Consider the following 18,200-nt stretch of genomic DNA (forward strand, 5'->3'; position numbering starts at 1 on the left):
GCCGCCGTACCCGAGCTGTAGTTGTTGCCGTTGTTCAGCTCGGGTACGGCGGCTCCCCTCCTGGTCCCGTAGAGCACCTGTTCCAGGCCGGACACCAGGCGACGCACGTCCACCTGGGGGCGCACCACGAGCCGCAGGAAGCGGCTGGAGGAGCCGATCTTGTTGCCGCACTCGCGGACCAGGATCCGGTGCTCGGTGAGCATCCGGTCGCGGACCACGGTCCCCTCGGCGCCCACGGGGAGGCGTACGAAGAGGAAGTTCCCCTGGGAGGGGTAGACGGTGAGACCGGGGAGGGAGGAGAGCTGGCTGGACATGTCGAGGCGGTCGCGGCGTACCTGCATCAGGCTCTGCGCGTACTCGGGGCCGTGCTCCTTCAGCATGAACACCACGTGTTCGGCGAAGGAGTTGAGGTTCCACTTGGGCAGCATGGAGCGGACGCGGCCGGCCAGGGCCGGGTTGGCGACGAGGTAGCCGAAACGGATGCCGTGCAGGCCGAAGTTCTTGCCGAGGCTGCGCAGGACGATGACGTTGGGGCGCAGCATCGCCTCCTGGACGACCGAGGGTTCGACCTCGGCGTCGGCGAACTCCAGGAACGACTCGTCGATGATGACCAGGTCGAGGTCGGCCATCGCGTCCATGAACTGGACGATGGCGTGCTTGTGCAGGAACCCGCCGTCGGGGTTGTTGGGGTTGCAGATGACGGCGACGCGGGTGCCGCGGGCCCGGATGAACTCGGCGTACTGCGCGAGGTCCAGGGCGAAGCCGCTGGACTCCTGGAGCGGGAACATGTCGACCCGCTTGCCGGTCTCCATGGGCTGGTCGGTCCAGCGGCCGAAGGTGGGGACGGGGACGGCGAGGGACTCGCGCACCAGCAGGTGGTCGATCCAGGTGATCAGCTCGGTGGAGCCGTTGCCCATCGCGACTGCCTGCGGCGGGAGTTGGAGCAGACTGCAGAGTTCGGCGGTGATCGTGTCGGCGCTGCTCGGGTAGTACGTGATGATGTCGCGCAGCCGGGCGGACATGTCGTCGAACATCTGCGGGGTGGGGAAGTACGGGTTGCAGGGGATACAGAAGTCCACCGGGCCGGCCTCGTCTCCGCCCTCCCGCGTGAGCGCCGCCATCGACGGGCTGTGCGCGGCGGTGCTGCGGAACAACGAGGTGACGTTGTCGGCCATGGAACCTCCGTATGGGGCGGACCCGGCGGGGACGACCGGGCCCGTCGTCATGTGGGTGGCCCGCGCGGGGGAGCGCGGGCCGCCCTTACATACGCAGACTCGGGCGGCGCTGTTCAACCACCCGGGAACCGGGGGGAGGCCGTCGTAGGACTGGCGGGGAACACGGAACGGGCCCCGCCTTCCGGCGGGGCCCGTTCAGCAGCTCAGCGAGTTCCGGTGGTTCAGGAACCGGACTTGCGCTTGTTCCAGACGTCGAATCCGACCGCGATCAGCAGGGCCATGCCCTTGATGACCTGCTGCCAGTCGGTGCCGACGCTGAGCAGGTTCATGCCGTTGTTCAGCACACCGAGGACGAGCCCGCCGATGATGGCGCCGAGGATGGTGCCGACACCGCCGCTCATGGACGCGCCGCCGATGAACGACGAGGCGATCGCCTCCAGTTCGAAGCTGAGGCCGGCCTTCGGCGAGGCCGCGTTCAGACGGGCGGCGACCACCAGACCTGCCACGGCCGCGAGCACGCCCATGTTGAGGAAGACGAGGAAGGTGACCTTCTTGTCCTTCACGCCGGACAGCTTCGCCGCCGGCAGGTTGCCGCCGATGGCGTAGATGTGGCGGCCGAAGACGGCGTTGCGCATCACGTAGCCGTAGCCGACGACCAGGACGCCGAGGACGAGCAGGATGATCGGCGCGCCCTTGTAGCTGGCGAGCAGCATCGTGACCGTGAGGATCGCGGCGGAGATGGCGACCAGCTTGAGCAGGAAGAGGTTCCTGGGCACGACTTCGAGGGCGAACTCCTGCTGACGCTTGCGGTCCCGGACCTCCTGGAGAACCGCGAAGGTCAGCAGGGCGAAGCCCAGCAGCAGCGTGATGTTGTGGTAGTTCGTGTCCGGGCCGACCTCCGGCAGGAAGCCGTTGCCCATCTTCTGCAGGCCGTCGGGGAACGGGCCGAGGGTCTGCCCCTTGAGGAGCATCTCCGTCAGACCGCGGAACATCAGCATGCCCGCGAGGGTGACGATGAAGGAGGGTATGCCGAGGTAGGCGATCAGGAAGCCCTGCGCCGCACCGGCCGCCGCGCCGACGGCCAGGCACAGCACCAGTGCGACGGGCCAGGGCAGGTCGTGCTGCACCGTCAGTACGGCCGCGAAGGCGCCGGTGAAGGCGGTGAGCGAGCCGACCGACAGGTCGATGTGACCCGCGATGATCACCAGCATCATGCCGATCGCGAGGATCAGGATGTAGCTGTTCTGGAGGACCAGGTTGGAGACGTTGCGCGGCAGCAGCAGGTCGCCGTCGGTCCATACCTGGAAGAGGATCACGAGCAGGCCGAGCGCGATCAGCATGCCGTACTGGCGCATGTTGCGGCGCAGGCCGTCCAGCACCAGCTGGAGCATCCCGCCGCCGGTGGCCGATCCCCCGCCCTTCCCGGGCGGCGCGGCCGCCGGGCTCTTGTCCGTCACGTCCGTGCTCATCGCGTTACCTCTTTGTCCTTCGTCATCTGACGCATCAGCACTTCCTGCGTGGCCTCGGCCCGCGGGAACTCGCCCGTGAGCCGTCCGGCGGCCATCGTGTAGATGCGGTCGCACATGCCGAGCAGTTCCGGCAGCTCGGAGGAGATGAAGACGACCGCCTTGCCCTGGGCGGCAAGCTGGTCGATCACCGTGTAGATCTCGAACTTGGCGCCGACGTCGATACCGCGCGTCGGCTCGTCCAGGATCAGCACGTCGGGACCGGCGAAGATCCACTTGCTGAGGACGACCTTCTGCTGGTTGCCGCCGGACAGCTTGCCCACCGGTTCGAAGACGGTGGGCGCCTTGATGTTCATGGACTTGCGGTAGCCCTCGGAGACCTGCCGCTCCTGCTGCTCGTCGACGACGCCGCGCTTGGCCACCTTGCTCAGGGCGGTCAGGGAGATGTTGCGGTTGATCGTGTCGATGAGGTTGAGGCCGTAGTGCTTGCGGTCCTCCGTGACATAGGCGATCCCGTGGTCGACCGCCTCGGCGACGGTCTTCGTACGGATCTCCTTGCCGTCCTTGAGGACCGTGCCGCCCGCGTACCGGCCGTAGGAGCGTCCGAAGACGCTCATGGCCAGCTCGGTGCGTCCGGCGCCCATCAGGCCGGCGATGCCGACGATCTCCCCGCGCCGCACCTCGATGGACACGCCGTCGACCACCTTGCGCTGCTGGTCGATCGGGTGGTGCACGGTCCAGTCGCGGATCTGCAGGGCCGGCGCGGCGCCCTTCTCGGCCTCGTGCGGGGTGCGCTCCGGGAAGCGGTGGTCGAGGTCGCGGCCGACCATGCCGCTGATGATCCGGTCCTCGGTCGTCTCGGGCGCCTTCACGTCGAGCGTCTCGATGGAGTGCCCGTCGCGGATGATCGTCACCGAGTCGGCGACCTTGCGGATCTCGTTGAGCTTGTGGGAGATGATGATCGAGGTGATGCCCTGCTTCTTCAACTCCAGGATGAGATCGAGGAGTTTGTCACTGTCCTCGTCGTTCAGCGCCGCCGTCGGCTCGTCGAGGATGAGGAGCTTGACCTTCTTCGACAGCGCCTTCGCGATCTCCACGAGCTGCTGCTTGCCCACGCCGATGTCGGTGACGCGGGTTTCCGGGTGGTCGGTGAGACCGACCCGGCGCAGCAGCTCGGTGGCGTGCCGCAGGGTCTCCCGCCAGTTGATGAACCCGCCCTTGGCGTGTTCGTTGCCGAGGAAGATGTTCTCCGCCAGGGAGAGATACGGCGACAGCGCCAGCTCCTGGTGGATGATCACAATGCCGTGCTGCTCGCTCGCCCGGATGTCCTTGAACCGGACGGTCTCACCCTCGAAGAGGATGTCGCCCTCGTAACTGCCGTGAGGATGGACGCCGGAGAGCACCTTCATCAAGGTGGACTTCCCGGCGCCGTTCTCACCGCAGATGGCGTGGACCTCGCCCTGGCGGACGGTCAGTGTGACGTCCGACAGCGCTTTGACGCCGGGAAAGGTCTTGACGATCGAGCGCATTTCCAGGACGGGTCCCGCCATGGTCGTGCCTTCCAATCCTTAAGGGCCGAGGCTTACTTGAGCTGGTCAGCCGTGTAGTAGCCGCCCTGGACGAGTTCCTTCTCGTAGTTGCTCTTGTCGACGCTCACCGGCTGCAGGAGGAAGGCGGGGACGACCTTGGTGCCGTTGTCGTACGACTTGGTGTCGTTGATCTCGGGCTTCTTGCCGTTGAGGGAGGCGTCGACCATGTCCGTGGCGACCTGGGCGAGCTTGCGCAGGTCCTTGTAGACGGTCATCGACTGCTCACCGGCGATGATCGACTTCACCGAGGCCAGCTCGGCGTCCTGGCCGGAGATGACCGGCAGCGGCTTGTTCTTGGCGCCGTAGCCGTCCGACTTCAGCGCGGCGAGGATGCCGATGGAGATGCCGTCGTACGGCGAGAGGACCGCGTCGACCCGGCCGCTGGTGTACGTCGAGGTGAGGATGTCCTCCATGCGCTTCTGGGCGGTGGCACCGTCCCAGCGCAGCGTGGTGACCTTGGTGAGCGCGGTCTGGCCGGACTTGACCACCAGCTTCTTGCTGTCGATGTACGGCTGGAGCACGCTCATCGCACCGTTGAAGAAGTACTTGGTGTTGTTGTCGTCGTTGGAGCCGGCGAACAGCTCGATGTTGAAGGGGCCCTTGCCGCTCGCCAGGCCCAGCTTCTCGACGAGGTAGCCGGCCTGGAGCTGGCCGACCTTCTCGTTGTCGAAGGACGCGTAGTAGTCGACGTTCTTCGTGCCGAGGATCAGGCGGTCGTAGGAGATCACCGGGATCTTGGCGTCGGCGGCCTGCTGGAGGACGTTGTTCAGCGACTTGTTGTCGATGGCCGCGACGATCAGGGCCTTGACGCCCTGCGTGATCAGGTTCTCGATCTGCGAGACCTGCTGGTCGGGGTCGTCCTCGCCGAAGACCAGCTTGGTCTTGTAGCCCTTGGCCTTGAGGTCCTTCTCGACGTTGGCGCCGTCGGTGATCCAGCGCTCGGAGGACTTGGTCGGCATCGCGATGCCGATGGTGCCGCCCTTGGCGCTGTCGGTGGCGGCTTCGCTGCCGCCCTCGCCGGACTGCCCGCAGGCGGTCAGGGTCAGGGCGAGGGAGGCGGCTCCGGCTATCGCGGCGAGGGCGGCTCTGCGGTTACGCATGATCATCATCCTTGATGTGTGTGCAGGGGGGTCGGTCTCGCGCTGCGGAGGACGCCCCGGGAAGAAGGCCGGGGAAAGACCGAGAAGCGGTGTGTGGGATTCTGCGCGCCTGTGTCGGCTTCTGTGAAGCGGGGTTTCCGTAACGTTATGACTGGATGTCGAACCGGCTGAGTTCACCGGGCAGCCGCGAGCCGAGCGGAGCCATGTCGCCGTCCGCCCCGTGCCGCGCCAGCAGGTCGAGAGCCAGCCGGCCGCGCCGCACCCGCTCGCGGGCCGTGGACAGCGCCAGATCGCGCAGGTGGTGGCCGTACGGGTAGATCCCCGGGGACTTGGACAGGCCGAACTTCAGGTACAGCGGTGCGCCGCGCCGGATCAGCTCGGCGACCTCGTACATCCGGATGTAGCCGCCGAGATCGTCGGGTGCCTCGATGTACATGTCCATGGGAGCGCCCGACACCCGCCGGATCTCGGTGAGGTGATCCAGCGTCAGATCGCTGGGCACGTTCAGCGAGTCGGCGCCGAGCCGCTCGTACACCGCGTACGCCGCCGGGTTCACGGGGCCGATCAGCGCCGACACCTTCAGCGTGGTGTCGGCCGGGATGAGGCCGGCCTGGCGGGCCCGGTGCAGCGTCCACAGCACGCCCTCGTCGGCGACGAGAAGGCACTGGACGCCCAGCTCCGTGGCGCGGACGGCGTCCTCGACGCATCCGGCGACGGCGTCGTGCCCGCGGGCCCGCAGGCCCCCGCCGCGCGAGTCGGTCCGGGTGGAGCCGCCGATGTCCCAGGTGCCACGCGGTCCGGTGAACAGGCAGAGCTCGATGTCACGCTCGGCGGTGGCCTCGACCATCTCGGTGATCTCGGCGTCGCTCAGCATCCACACGCCGCTGCCCTGGCTGATCCGGTGGATCGGCACGTCGAGGCGTGAGGCCTCCTTGAGGATGACGGCCAGCGCTTCGGGGCCCTCGCACGAAGGGACCTCGGTGCGCCAGCGGCCGCCGCCGGGGAAGGTGTGGACGGAGGCGTCGGCGGGATCGAGCGCGGGCGCGCCCAGACCGAGCGTGGTGAGCGCCGGCTCACCGGGTCGACGGGGGGCCGTGGCGGAGGCGTCGGTCGTCACAAGCTGTCCTTCGTGTTCGGTATGTCGGACGAGGTTCGCGGCTGAGGGTCGACGGCAATCGGAGGACGGCGTCGCCGATCGCCGGTCGGTCCAAGTCGTGCGGGACTTGGGTGTACGCCGGTAGGGAGGCCGTCAGGTCGCCCCCCACCGGCGTACGTCTAGGGGCGGAGCAGGACCTTGCCCACCTTCGGATCGCCGGACCCCACCAGATCGATGGCCTGCGAGAACTCGGCGAGCGGCAGCTCGTGGGTGACCAGTGGCGACGGGTCGAGGAGACCGGCCGCGAAGACCCGCACGGTGTGCGCCCAGGCGTCCGGCGGTGCGCCGAAGACGGTGTGCACCTCCAGCTGCCGGACGACCAGGTCGGTGGGGTCGAGACCGTCCGCGCCCGGAGCCGGGATGCCCGTCAGGACCAGCCGGCCACCGCGCCTGAGGAGAGCCGCGGAGGTGCGCGCGGCGGAGGCGGACCCGGCGGTCTCGATCACCACGTCGAAGTCGCCGGGGAGTTCCTCGTCACGGGTACGGAAATCGGTGGCCCCGAACTGCCGCGACAGGGTCTCCCGGTCCCTCCGGGTGCCGACGACGAGCAGCTCGGCGGGGGATCCCGCCTTCAGGAACTGGACGGCGAACATGCCCAGCGTCCCGGTGCCGACCACCGCGACCCGTTCGCCGGGCCGGGCGTTCGCCTTGATCGCGGCGGCCGCGATGCAGGCGGCCGGCTCCAGCAGGGCGGCGGCGGTGAGATCGGCGTCGTCCGGGAGGGCGTGCAGCAGCCGGGCCGGCAGGGTGAGGGTGGTGGCCATCGCCCCCGGCTGGGTGAAGCCGGTCTCCTCGTACCCGTCCGTGCACAGCGTCGTCTCGCCCGCGTGGCAGCGGTCGCAGACCTGGCAGTTGCGAAAGCCCTCGCCGACGACCTTGCGGCCGGTCAGCGACTCCGGCACCCCGGCGCCGACCGCCTCCACCGTCCCGGACCACTCGTGGCCCGGCGTCAGCGGGTAACGGACGTACCCCTCGGGCCGGTTGCCCTGGTAGACCTCGCGGTCGCTGCCGCAGATGCCCACGGCGTGCACGCGGACCAGGGCCTCACCGGCGCCCGGCTGCCGGGGCTCGTGCGAGGTGAGCCGGTGCTCGCCCGGCCCCTCGATGACGACAGCGGTGCTCACTTGCCGCCCTTCGGCTTGCGCTGCTCCCAGCCGTCGGCCCACAGGTCGAAGCGGGCCTGCTGCTGCGGGAACTCCGCGGCGGCGTCGACGTCCAGCTCGACGCCGAGACCCGGCGCGTCCGAGAGGTGGAAGTAACCGTCCACCACTTCGGGAGCACCCTTGACGACCTTCTTGATCTCCGAGTCCGCGAAGTCGTTGAAGTGCTCGAGGATCTTGAAGTTCGGGGAGCTGAACCCGACCTGGAGCGACGCGGCGGTCAGCACCGGCCCGCCGACGTTGTGCGGGGCGACGAGCATGTAGTGCGCCTCGGCGGTCGCGGCCAGCTTGCGCGTCTCCCAGATTCCGCCGATGTGACCGACGTCGGGCTGGATGATGTCGACGGCCTGGCTCTCGAACAGCTCGCGGAACTCGATGCGGTCGTGGATGCGCTCACCGGTGGCCAGCGGGATGTCGACCTTCGCGGCGACCTTCTCCAGGGCCTTGAGGTTCTCCGGCGGGCAGGGCTCCTCCAGCCACGCGGGCTTGAAGGGCGCCAGCTCGTGGGCCAGACGTACGGCGGTGGAGGGGGAGAAGCGGCCGTGCATCTCCAGCATCAGCTCGGCGTCCGGGCCGATGGCGTCGCGCACCGCCTCGATCAGGGAGACGGCGTACAGCGTCTGCTGGTGGTCCAGCTCGAAGTGGCCGGTGCCGAAGGGGTCGATCTTGAGCGCCTTGTAGCCGCGCTCCATGACCCCCTGGGCGGCCTTGTGGTAGGCCTCCGGGGTCCGCTCGGTGGTGTACCAGCCGTTGGCGTAGGCCTTCACCTTGTCGGTGACCTTGCCACCGAGGAGCTGCCAGACGGGCACCCCCAGCGCCTTGCCCTTGATGTCCCAGCAGGCCATCTCGACGATGGCGATGCCGGACATCACGATCTCGCCGGCGCGCCCGTAGTCGCCGTACTTCATCCGGCGCGTCAGGTCCTCGACAGCGAAGGGGTCGGAGCCGAGAATGTGATTGGCCTCGGCTTCCTTCAGATAGCCGATCAGTGCGTCGGTGTGGCCCAGCATGCGGGTCTCCCCGACACCCGTGATGCCCTCGTCGGTGTGCACCAGGACGTAGGTCAGATTGCGCCATGGCGTCCCGACCACGTGCGTGCTGATTCCAGTGATGCGCACGGAAATACCCTTCGCTGTTCGAGATTTCGTCACACGTTCGAAATGCTGGGCAGACAGTAAGGATGGCGCGAGCGGGGTGTCAATGGGTCGAACGGGTAACGATTCGACAGTTTCGGCGCTCTTTCCGGAAGCTGCGAGCCGCCGGTGTGTGACAGGTCACTCTCGCCGGCGTGCCGGTATGGCGGTTTCCCACACAACTTTCACAGCCGAGCCCCGGAACATGACACTCCGGGAACCTAGTCTTCCCGCGTCATGGACTACTGCCACCCGTGCCGAAGGCACCTCAACGGCGCCCTCACCTGCCCGGGGTGCGGCGCACCTGCCGAACAGCTACGCGCGTATCGGCCCGACCCGCACGAGGCCGACCCGTACGAGCCGGAGCCGTACGGGCAGGGGCCGTACGAGCCGGAGCCGTATGAGCCGGAGCCCTACGGGCCGGGTTCCTACGAGCCGACGCCGTACGAGCCGGAGCCGCACGAGCCAGGTCGTCGAAGTGATCGCGACGCTCACGAAGTCGCAGCCGAAGCCGAAGTCACAGACGAAGCCGAAGCCGAGGCCGGTGAGTCTCAAGGGCGAGCCGCGCGCCGTCGTGGGCAGGGCCGGGCCGGCCGGCGGGGTCCCGACGGTACCGCTGCCGCACCGGACGCGAGTCGTCGGGACCGCAAGGCCTCGGTCCACCGTCGGCGCCGCAGACGCGTGGTGCTGATCGCCGCCGGTTTCGCCCTGGCGGCCGGTGGCCTCAGCCTGGCCGAACTCGGCCTGGAGGCACCGGGGTTCTCGTCCCCCAGCAACCCCGCGGTGGCGGGGGGAGAGTCCGACGAGGTCGACGGGTCGGCGGCGGAGCCGAGCCCGTCGGAGCGGCCGCTGGACGACCGTACGGACGACGGCGGCGGCAAGCCGTCCGCCTCCCCGAGCCCCTCCGCGTCCCCGTCGGCGTCGGAGTCCTCGAAGGGCGACAAGGCCACGCCGACCCCGGACGGCGAGGACCCGTCGGCCACCCGCGGCTCCTCCGGGCCGCCCGCCGGATCGACGACCCCGTCGGACCCGGACCCGGAGTCGGACTCCGCGCCGGCCGGCAGCCCGACCGCGTCCCCGAAGCCGTCCCCGAAACCGTCGCCGTCGGAGACGTGCACGCGCGTCCTGTGGTGGTGCTCGTAGGGAACCCGGACGGGCCGCCGAGCGGGGCGGTGACCTTGCTGGACGGCCGTCCAGGACGGTGCGGCAGGCGTCCCCGCGGTGCGCGCCTCACCCGGTGTGGGTGGCGTGTCCGGGTTGTTCCCGTCTCAGGCGCCGCCGTCGAGTCGCGCCCGGTGTGGGTGCCTCCGGCCGCCATTAGGCCTCTGACCAGGGGATATGTGAAGTAGCTGTCAAGCGCGTTATGGAACCGTGACGACCTTCCGCTGCAACCCTCTTGACCGCCATGAATTGTTAGCGCTCACAATGACCTCCGCTTCACAGTCAGTTTCCGTCGAGAAACACGGGAGTTACGAGCGTTGTGCCCCTAGTGCCCCAACTCGCCTTCCGTTCCCCTGTCGCCGGACCCACCGGAATCCCGGCGTGAAGCCGGCGGCGCGGGATGAGCCATCCACACCACAGGACTTATCGACGGACGAGCGCCAAGGAGGTGCGGCCGTGACCCCTACGCAGCTTCGGCCGCCCACCATGGCCGACGTGGCGCGCCTGGCGGGCGTGTCCCACCAGACCGTGTCCCGCGTGCTGGGGGACCACCCCAACGTGCGGGAGCAGACACGGGTCCGGGTGCTGCGGGCGATCGAGGAGATGGGCTATCGCCGCAACTCCTCCGCACGGGCCCTGGTGACCCGGCGCACCCGGACGCTGGGCGTGGTCGCCTCCGACACCACCCTCTACGGGCCGGCCAGCACCCTGTTCGCGCTCGAGGAGGCGGCACGCGCCGAGGGCTATCTCGTCTCGACGGTCAGCCTGCGCAGACTGACCGTGGAGGAGCTGTCCGAGGCCCTGGACCACCTCAGCGAGGGCGGGGTGGAAGGAGTGGTCGCCATCGCCCCGCAGCGGTCGGCGGTGGAGGCTCTGGCCGAACTCCGCCACCCGTTCCCCGTGGTGGTCGTGGGCAGCGGGCCGGGCGTGGACATCCCCAGCGTCAGCGTGGACCAGCAGCTCGGGGCTCGGCTGGCCACCGCCCATCTGCTGGCCGCCGGCCACCGTACGGTCTGGCATCTCGCCGGGCCCGAGGACTGGCAGGAGGCGGCCGACCGGGCCGCCGGCTGGCGGTCGACCCTCGAAGCGGAGGGCGTCGAGCCGCCCATGCTGCTGCGGGGGGACTGGAGTCCGCTGTCGGGCTACCGTGCGGGCCAGGAACTGGCCGGCTGGGTGGGCCGGGGGCTGACAGCCGTCTTCGTCGCCAACGACCAGATGGCGCTGGGGGTGCTGCGGGCCCTGCGTGAAGCGGGGGTCCGGACCCCCCAGGACGTCGCGGTGGTCGGCTTCGACGACATCCCCGAGTCGGAGTTCTTCGCTCCTCCGCTCACCACCGTCCGGCAGGACTTCGAGGCGGTGGGCAAGCAAGGCATCGCACTGCTCCTGGATCTGATCGAGGGCCGGCCACCCGCCGCCTCCCGGATCGCGATCGAACCCCAACTCGTCGTGCGCGCCAGTACGTTCCCGTACACCGCCCAGTCGGAGCGCGCACCCCTTTGACCCTCTGACCGACCAGTGACCCTCCGCCCGACCGGTCGGACGCACCTGCCCAGCGGTGTGGCCGATATACCGAACGATGATCGACAGGCTGGACGTAGCGTGGCCGGTCCCATCGAGTACCAGCAGGTCCGTCCCCGGACCGGCTCTTCAAAGGAGAAGAACATGCTCAGCAGACGAAACTTCCTCACCGCGGCGGTCGGCGTGGCAGCCGCGGGCGGCCTGGCGGCCTGCGCCAAGGAGGACTCCGGCTCCACCGGCTCCTCCTCCACGGGCGGCGCCAAGACGATCACCCTCGGCTTCTCCCAGGTCGGCTCGGAGAGCGGCTGGCGCAGCGCCAACACCGACTCGGTGAAGGACGCCGCCAAGGAGGCGGGCTACAACCTCAAGTTCTCCGACGCGCAGCAGAAGCAGGAGAACCAGATCTCCGCGATCCGCAGTTACATCACCCAGGGGGTCGACGTCATAGCCTTCTCGCCGGTGGTCGTCACCGGCTGGGACGCGGTGCTGAAGGAAGCCAAGGCCAAGAAGATCCCCGTGGTCCTCACCGACCGCTCCGTCGAGACCTCCGACGAGTCCCTCTTCGTGACCCTGGTCGGCTCGGACTTCACGGACGAGGGCCGGCGTGCGGCCAAGATCCTGGAGAAGGTCCTCGAGAAGGCCGGCCACAAGGGCAACGTGAAGATCGCACAGCTGGAGGGCACCACCGGTGCCGCCCCCGCGATCGAGCGCGCCAAGGGCTTCAAGGAGGTCATGGACGCCGACCACGCCGACGACTGGAAGATCGTCGTCAGCCAGACCGGTGACTTCACCCGCGCCGGCGGCAAGCAGGTCATGGCGGCCTTCCTGCAGTCCAACCCGGACATCGACGTGCTCTTCGCGCACAACGACGACATGGGCATCGGCGCCATCCAGGCAATCGAGGCGGCCGGCAAGAAGCCCGGCAAGGACATCCTGATCGTCACGGTCGACGGCGTGAAGGACGGCTTCATCGCCATGTCCGAGGGCAAGATCAACGCCATCGTCGAGTGCAACCCGCTGCTCGGCCCCCAGCTGATGGACGTCGTGAAGAAGGTCAAGGACGGCGAGACGGTCGAGCGCTGGATCAAGACCGAGGAGAGCGACTTCATGCAGGACCAGGCCAAGGCCGCGCTCCCGACCCGCAAGTACTGACCGACCGCGCCCAGCGGCAGGGAGCCTCCGGCCGACCGGACCCTCGGTCGGCCGGCCCTGCGGTCCATCCCGGACCGCCCCCTTCCGGGGCGGACCGAACGCAGACACAGCGTGCACGCACGCACAACACCGCACACACACCAGACACATGAATTCCCCCACCGGACAAAGCCGGTGGTCCCTCGCTAGGAGACGTATGGCAGAGCCTCGGCCCGTCCTGGAAATGGCGGGCATAGTCAAAGAGTTTCCGGGGGTACGGGCTCTGTCGGACGTCGACTTCCGGCTCTTCCCCGGTGAGATCCACGCCCTGATGGGAGAGAACGGGGCGGGCAAGTCCACCCTGATCAAGGTGCTCACGGGCGTCCACCCCCTGGACGGCGGCACGATCACGCTGGACGGCCGGTCCGTACGGATCACCAGTCCGCTCGAGGCGCAGCAGGCCGGCATCAGCACGGTCTACCAGGAGGTCAACCTCTGCCCGAACCTGTCGGTGGCGGAGAACATCTTCATCGGGCGCGAACCGACGCGCATGGGCCGCATCCAGTGGAAGCAGCTGCGCCGGCAGGCGGCTGAACTGGTGGAGCGGCTCGGGCTCGACATCGACGTCACCGCCCCGCTGTCCTCGTACCCGCTGGCCGTGCAGCAACTGGTCGCGATCGTCAGGGCGTTGGGCACCGGCGACGGCGAGGGGCCGGGCACCAAGGTGCTGATCCTCGACGAGCCGACCTCCAGCCTCGACCGCGACGAGGTCCTGCAACTGTTCGCTCTGATGCGGAGGTTGAAGGACGAGGGCGTCGCGATCCTGTTCGTCTCGCACTTCCTCGACCAGATCTACGAGGTCTGCGACCGGATGACCGTCCTGCGTAACGGCACCCTCGTCGGCGAGCACATGGTGCGCGACCTCGACCAGGTCGGACTCATCCAGCTCATGCTCGGCAAGGCCATGGGCCAGCTGGACGAACTCCACGACCAGCAGCTGCACTCCCACGCGGGCGAGACCCTGGTCCAGGCGGAAGGCCTCGGCAGGACCGGCGGCATCGCCCCGTTCGACCTTGAGATCAAGAAGGGCGAGGTGATCGGACTCGCCGGCCTGCTCGGATCGGGCCGGACCGAACTCGCCCGGCTGCTCTTCGGCGCCGACCAGCCGGACAGCGGCAAGGTGTCCATCGAGGGCAGGCAGGTCTCGATGAGCGCCCCCAACGACGCGATAGGCGCCGGAGTCGCGTTCTGCTCCGAGAACCGCAAGAGCGAGGGCCTGGTGCCCGACCTGACGGTCCGGGAGAACATCATCCTGGCCCTGCAGGCCTCGCGCGGCTGGACCCGGCCCATCCCGGTCGCCCAGCGCGACGAACTCGTCGCCAAGTACATCAAGGCGCTCGACATCCGCCCCGCCAACCCCGAGGCCAGGGTGGGCCAGCTCAGCGGCGGCAACCAGCAGAAGGTGCTCCTGGCCCGCTGGCTCATCACCCAGCCGAAGCTGCTGATCCTCGACGAGCCCACCCGTGGCATCGACATCGGCGCGAAGGCGGAGATCCAGAAGCTCGTCGTCTCCCTCTCCGAGGACGGCATGTCCGTCCTGTACATCGCGGCCGAACTGGAGGAGGTCCTCCGGCTCAGTCACACCATCGGAGTGCTGCGCGACCGCCGGCTGGTGGCGCAGATCGCCAACGGGCCCGAGATCACCACGAGCCGGATCCTGGAGACCATCGCGAGCGGAGAGAACCAGTGACCACCTCTACCCGATGGCGAGCACTGACCCGTCACCACCTGTTCTGGCCGGTGGCGGTCCTCGTCCTCCTGCTGCTCGTCAACGTTCCCTTCACGCCCGACTTCTTCTCCATCCGCATGGCGGACGGCCACCTCTACGGCAGCCTCGTCTCGATCGTGCTGTTCGGATCGCCCCTCATCCTGGTGGCGGTCGGCATGACCCTGGTCATCGCCACCGGCGGCATCGACCTGTCCGTGGGCGCCGTGGTCGCCATCACCGGAGCACTGGCCTGCTCGTACATCAGCGACCAGTCCGACCAGAGCGCCCTGTCCGGAGTGCTCCTCGCCATGGGCCTCGGCCTGCTGGCCGCCGTCGTCTGCGGTCTGTGGAACGGCTTCCTGGTGGCCAGGATGGGCATCCAGCCGATCATCGCCACCCTGATCATCATGGTCGCCGGTCGCGGTGTCGCCCAGCTGATCACCGACGGCCAGATCATCACCATCAACAGCGAGCCGTACAAGCTGATCGGCGGCGGCTACTGGCTGACCCTGCCGTTCTCCATCTTCGTGGTGGCCGCGGTCGTCATCATCACCGTCGGGCTGACCCGCCGCACCGCGCTGGGGCTGCTGGTCGAGGCGGTCGGCGGCAACGCCGAGGCCAGCCGTCTGGTCGGCATCAGGTCCCGGCGCATCAAGATCATGGTCTACATGTTCTGCGCGCTGTGCGCGGGCATCGCGGGCCTGATGATCAGCTCCAACACCTCGGCCGCCGACGGCAACAACGCCGGCCTGTGGATCGAACTCGACGCGATCCTCGCCGTGGTGATCGGCGGCACCTCGCTCCTGGGCGGCCGGTTCTCCATCGGCGGCACGGTGGTCGGCGCCCTCGTCATCCAGACCCTGACCACCACGATCTACACGATCGGCGTGCCCACCCAGACCAACCTGGTCTTCAAGGCCGCCGTCGTCATCGTCGTATGCCTGCTGCAGTCCCCGAAGTTCCGCGACAAGGTCTTCGGCGCCAGGTTCGGCGCCAAGGGAAGCGCCACGCCGGCCGCGGTCCCGGCGGACTCCGCCGCGGCGACCGAGGCCGCTCCCAAGATGGAGGTGTCGTGATGAGCGCGACCACCAAGAGCCCCACGGCCTCCGACAGCCGTACCCCGTCCAAGGCCGCGCGTCTGCTCGGCGACCGGCGCCTGCCCGTCGCGGTGACGGCGTTGCTGTTGCTGGCCATGTACCTCGGGGGCCTGACCCGGTACCAGAACTTCGGGTTCACCGAACCGCAGGTCTTCCTCAACCTGTTCATCGACAACGGCTATCTGCTGGTCGCCGCGGTCGGTGTCACCTTCGTCATCCTGTCCGGCGGCATCGACCTGTCCGTCGGCTCGGTGATCGGCTTCACCACGATGTTCACGGCGTGGCTGGTGGAGCGCCAGGGACTGCCGCTGCTGCTCGTGATCCCCATGGCGCTGGCCGTGGGAGCCTTCGGCGGCTTCCTCATGGGCTATGTGATCCACAACTTCGAGATCCAGCCCTTCATCGTGACCCTCGCCGGCCTCTTCCTCTTCCGCGGCCTGTGCCTGGTCATCAGCAAGGAGTCGATCTCCATCAGCGACTCCTCGGTGAGCAGCATGGCCGAGACGCAGGTGTCGCTGGGGATGGGATTCCTGTCGCTCGGCGCGATCATCTCGCTGGTCGTCCTCGCGGTGGCGTTCTACGTCCTGCACTACACCCGCTTCGGGCGCCGGGTGTACGCCGTCGGCGGCAACGAGCAGTCGGCCCTGCTGATGGGACTCGCGCAGGGCGGCACGAAGATCGCCGTGTACACGGTGAGCGGGTTCTGCTCGGCGCTGGCCGGACTGCTCTTCACCCTGTACATCCAGTCCGGTGACCCGTTGCACGCGACGGGCATGGAGCTCGACGCGATCGCCGCGGTCGTCATCGGCGGCACCCTGCTGACGGGTGGCTCCGGCTACGTGCTGGGAACCCTGTTCGGTGTGCTGGTGCTGGGCCTGATCAAGAGCCTCATCCAGTTCGAGGGCACGCTCAGCTCCTGGTGGACGAAGATCGCCACCGGTGTGCTGCTGTGCACGTTCATCCTGATCCAGCGCTTCATGACGACACGCAAGAAGACCTGACCCGAGGGGAACCGGCTGTGCCCGGTCCGCGGCCTCCCGGCTGCGGACCGGGCACAGCCGTTTCTCCGTCGCGCGCCAGGGTGCCTACGCGGCCAGCATCCGCTGGAGCATCCCCCGCAGCAGGATCCGTTCCTTCTCGTCCAGACCCGCCAGTGGCTCGCGGGCGAAGCGCAGGGACTCGCGCAGGTCCGTGGCGATCCGGCGTCCCTCGTCCGTCGCCGCCGCCAGCTTCACGCGCCGGTCGGCCGGGTCGGGGCGGCGCTCCACCAGGCCACGGGCTTCCAGGCGGTCGACGATGCCGGTCACGTTGGACGGCTCGCACTTCAGCTTCACCGCGAGCTTGCGCATCGGCAGCGGCTCCAGTGAGAGCAGGCTGAGCAGCCGGGCCTGGGCGCCGGTGAGGGAGTGGCCGGCGGCGGCCTCCTCGTAGTCCTGGTAGAACCGCGCCACGACCTCGCCGATCAGCTCGACCACCTCCAGGGTGAGGGCGTCGGGCCGGCGGGTGCTGGGTGGTGTGGACATGCCTTCCAGGGTACCCGCTTACTTGACATCATGAAATATCCAGGCGCATGGTTGTTTCAGGTACTGAAGTATTTGGGCCGCATGCCGCAAGGCCGCAAGCGCCTGTCACCCCACGGGCGCCGCACAGCACACAAGGAAGGGCACCATGTCCGAGACCCCCGCGCTCCCGTCCGTCAGCCGCGAATGGCGTCTGCTCAGCCGCCCCGTCGGCTGGCCCAAGGCCGAGGACTTCGAGCTGGCCGAGGCGGAGATCCGGCAGCCCGGCCCCGGTGAGGTGCTCGTCCGCAACGCGTACCTCTCCGTCGACCCGTACATGCGCGGCCGGATGAGCGCCGCAAAGTCCTACACGGCCCCCTTCGAACTGGGCAAGGCCATGCAGGGCGGCGCGGTCGGCGAGGTCGTCGCCTCGAACGCCGAGGGCATCGCCGTGGGCGACCACCTGCTGCACTTCGGCGGCTGGCGCGAGTACGCCACCTTCGACGCCGCGCAGGCCGTGAAGGTCGACCCCGAGGCCGCACCCCTCTCCACCTACCTGGGCGTCCTCGGCATGACCGGCCTCACCGCCTACGCCGGCCTGCTGCGCACCGCCGCCCTCAAGGAGGGTGACGTCGTCTTCGTCTCCGGCGCGGCCGGCGCCGTCGGCAGCCAGGTCGGCCAGATCGCCAAACTCAAGGGCGCCTCGCGGGTGATCGGCTCGGCCGGCTCCGACGAGAAGGTCAAGCTCCTGGTGGAGGAGTACGGCTTCGACGCGGCGTTCAACTACAAGAACGGCTCCGTGAGCGAGCAGCTCCGCGAGGCCGCCCCGGACGGCATCGACGTCTACTTCGACAACGTCGGCGGCGACCACCTGGAGGCCGCGATCGGCTCCCTCAATGAAGGCGGCCGTATCGTGATCTGCGGCATGATCTCGGTCTACAACAACACCGAGCCGGCCCCCGGTCCCCGCAACCTCGCCCGCCTCATCCAGACCCGAGGCCGCATCGAGGGCTTCCTGGTCGGCGACCACTACGACCTGCAGTCCCAGTTCGTCCAGGAGGTCGGCCCCTGGGTCGCCTCGGGCGCCCTCAAGTACCGCGAGACGATCGTCGAGGGCATCGAGAACAACCTGGAGGCGTTCCTCGGAGTGCTCCGGGGCGACAACACGGGAAAGATGATCGTCAAGCTGTAGCCGCCCCGAGCAGGCGGTGGGTGGGGGAGAAGAAGCCCCCACCCACCCCCAGCAC

The 18,200-nt window shown here is 68.7% G+C and carries 15 protein-coding genes; 7 read left to right on the forward strand and 8 right to left on the reverse strand.

What is annotated here, in order from left to right:
- The 7 genes from BZL64_RS26585 to BZL64_RS26615 all read right to left on the reverse strand — a co-directional run.
- Window positions 1–1,175 (reverse strand): pyridoxal phosphate-dependent aminotransferase (locus BZL64_RS26585; RefSeq protein ID WP_086771713.1); only part of this gene is annotated, 1,175 nt, incomplete at its 3' end.
- Between the two features lie 221 nt (window positions 1,176–1,396).
- Window positions 1,397–2,644: a multiple monosaccharide ABC transporter permease gene (mmsB, locus tag BZL64_RS26590; protein ID WP_086771714.1), complete on the reverse strand. Its 1,248-nt coding sequence runs from the start codon at window positions 2,642–2,644 to the stop codon at window positions 1,397–1,399.
- Window positions 2,641–4,191 (reverse strand): multiple monosaccharide ABC transporter ATP-binding protein, encoded by a 1,551-nt coding sequence (gene mmsA / locus BZL64_RS26595; protein WP_086771715.1) that lies wholly within the window; start codon window positions 4,189–4,191, stop codon window positions 2,641–2,643. Before mmsA ends, mmsB begins: the two co-directional genes overlap by 4 nt.
- 32 nt (window positions 4,192–4,223) lie before the next feature.
- Complete coding sequence (chvE, locus tag BZL64_RS26600) at window positions 4,224–5,330, reverse strand: multiple monosaccharide ABC transporter substrate-binding protein (protein WP_086771728.1); 1,107 nt, start codon at window positions 5,328–5,330, stop codon at window positions 4,224–4,226.
- A gap of 145 nt (window positions 5,331–5,475) precedes the next feature.
- A complete protein-coding gene (locus tag BZL64_RS26605) occupies window positions 5,476–6,447 on the reverse strand; it encodes a hypothetical protein (RefSeq protein WP_086771716.1) in 972 nt (323 codons plus the stop codon).
- 158 nt (window positions 6,448–6,605) lie between these two features.
- On the reverse strand, window positions 6,606–7,610 hold the full coding sequence (locus tag BZL64_RS26610; protein WP_086771717.1) for a zinc-dependent alcohol dehydrogenase: 1,005 nt from the start codon (window positions 7,608–7,610) through the stop codon (window positions 6,606–6,608).
- On the reverse strand, window positions 7,607–8,764 hold the full coding sequence (locus BZL64_RS26615) for a mandelate racemase/muconate lactonizing enzyme family protein (RefSeq protein ID WP_086771718.1): 1,158 nt from the start codon (window positions 8,762–8,764) through the stop codon (window positions 7,607–7,609). Before BZL64_RS26615 ends, BZL64_RS26610 begins: the two co-directional genes overlap by 4 nt.
- 252 nt (window positions 8,765–9,016) lie before the next feature.
- Here BZL64_RS26615 and BZL64_RS42215 point away from each other — a divergent pair, with 252 nt between their 5' ends.
- The 6 genes from BZL64_RS42215 (at window position 9,017) to yjfF (ending at window position 16,455) form a co-directional block, all read left to right on the forward strand.
- The gene (locus tag BZL64_RS42215) at window positions 9,017–9,922 is read left to right on the forward strand and encodes an SCO2400 family protein (RefSeq protein ID WP_425276072.1); all 906 of its coding nucleotides are present in this window, start codon (window positions 9,017–9,019) and stop codon (window positions 9,920–9,922) included.
- Between the two features lie 474 nt (window positions 9,923–10,396).
- On the forward strand, window positions 10,397–11,440 hold the full coding sequence (locus tag BZL64_RS26630) for a LacI family DNA-binding transcriptional regulator (protein ID WP_086771721.1): 1,044 nt from the start codon (window positions 10,397–10,399) through the stop codon (window positions 11,438–11,440).
- A 162-nt stretch (window positions 11,441–11,602) separates the two neighbouring features.
- A complete protein-coding gene (locus tag BZL64_RS26635) occupies window positions 11,603–12,610 on the forward strand; it encodes an ABC transporter substrate-binding protein (protein WP_086771722.1) in 1,008 nt (335 codons plus the stop codon).
- Window positions 12,611–12,806: 196 nt separating this feature from the next.
- Window positions 12,807–14,339, forward strand: coding sequence for a sugar ABC transporter ATP-binding protein (locus tag BZL64_RS26640; protein WP_086771723.1), 1,533 nt, complete (start codon window positions 12,807–12,809; stop codon window positions 14,337–14,339).
- The gene (locus BZL64_RS26645; RefSeq protein WP_086771724.1) at window positions 14,336–15,433 is read left to right on the forward strand and encodes an ABC transporter permease; all 1,098 of its coding nucleotides are present in this window, start codon (window positions 14,336–14,338) and stop codon (window positions 15,431–15,433) included. The genes BZL64_RS26640 and BZL64_RS26645 overlap by 4 nt, the downstream gene beginning before the upstream one ends.
- Window positions 15,433–16,455, forward strand: a complete 1,023-nt coding sequence (gene yjfF, locus BZL64_RS26650; protein ID WP_086771725.1) for a galactofuranose ABC transporter, permease protein YjfF — start codon at window positions 15,433–15,435, stop codon at window positions 16,453–16,455. Before BZL64_RS26645 ends, yjfF begins: the two co-directional genes overlap by 1 nt.
- A gap of 84 nt (window positions 16,456–16,539) precedes the next feature.
- Here the strand turns inward: yjfF and BZL64_RS26655 are convergent, their stop codons facing one another.
- The gene (locus BZL64_RS26655; RefSeq protein WP_086771726.1) at window positions 16,540–16,977 is read right to left on the reverse strand and encodes a MarR family winged helix-turn-helix transcriptional regulator; all 438 of its coding nucleotides are present in this window, start codon (window positions 16,975–16,977) and stop codon (window positions 16,540–16,542) included.
- 145 nt (window positions 16,978–17,122) lie between these two features.
- Here BZL64_RS26655 and BZL64_RS26660 point away from each other — a divergent pair, with 145 nt between their 5' ends.
- Window positions 17,123–18,145 (forward strand): NADP-dependent oxidoreductase, encoded by a 1,023-nt coding sequence (locus tag BZL64_RS26660; RefSeq protein ID WP_086771727.1) that lies wholly within the window; start codon window positions 17,123–17,125, stop codon window positions 18,143–18,145.
- Window positions 18,146–18,200: the final 55 nt, after the last annotated feature.

The sequence above is a fragment of the Streptomyces bobili genome (genome assembly GCF_002154575.1).
Lineage (GTDB): Bacteria > Actinomycetota > Actinomycetes > Streptomycetales > Streptomycetaceae > Streptomyces > Streptomyces bobili.

Coding starts and splice junctions, on each gene's coding strand:
- mmsB (WP_086771714.1), bottom strand. CDS start 2,644: ATGAGCACGGACGTGACGGACAAGAGCCCGGCGGCCGCGCCGCCCGGG.
- mmsA (WP_086771715.1), bottom strand. CDS start 4,191: ATGGCGGGACCCGTCCTGGAAATGCGCTCGATCGTCAAGACCTTTCCC.
- chvE (WP_086771728.1), bottom strand. CDS start 5,330: ATGCGTAACCGCAGAGCCGCCCTCGCCGCGATAGCCGGAGCCGCCTCC.
- BZL64_RS42215 (WP_425276072.1), top strand. CDS start 9,017: ATGGACTACTGCCACCCGTGCCGAAGGCACCTCAACGGCGCCCTCACC.
- BZL64_RS26635 (WP_086771722.1), top strand. CDS start 11,603: ATGCTCAGCAGACGAAACTTCCTCACCGCGGCGGTCGGCGTGGCAGCC.
- BZL64_RS26640 (WP_086771723.1), top strand. CDS start 12,807: ATGGCAGAGCCTCGGCCCGTCCTGGAAATGGCGGGCATAGTCAAAGAG.
- yjfF (WP_086771725.1), top strand. CDS start 15,433: ATGAGCGCGACCACCAAGAGCCCCACGGCCTCCGACAGCCGTACCCCG.
- BZL64_RS26655 (WP_086771726.1), bottom strand. CDS start 16,977: ATGTCCACACCACCCAGCACCCGCCGGCCCGACGCCCTCACCCTGGAG.
- BZL64_RS26660 (WP_086771727.1), top strand. CDS start 17,123: ATGTCCGAGACCCCCGCGCTCCCGTCCGTCAGCCGCGAATGGCGTCTG.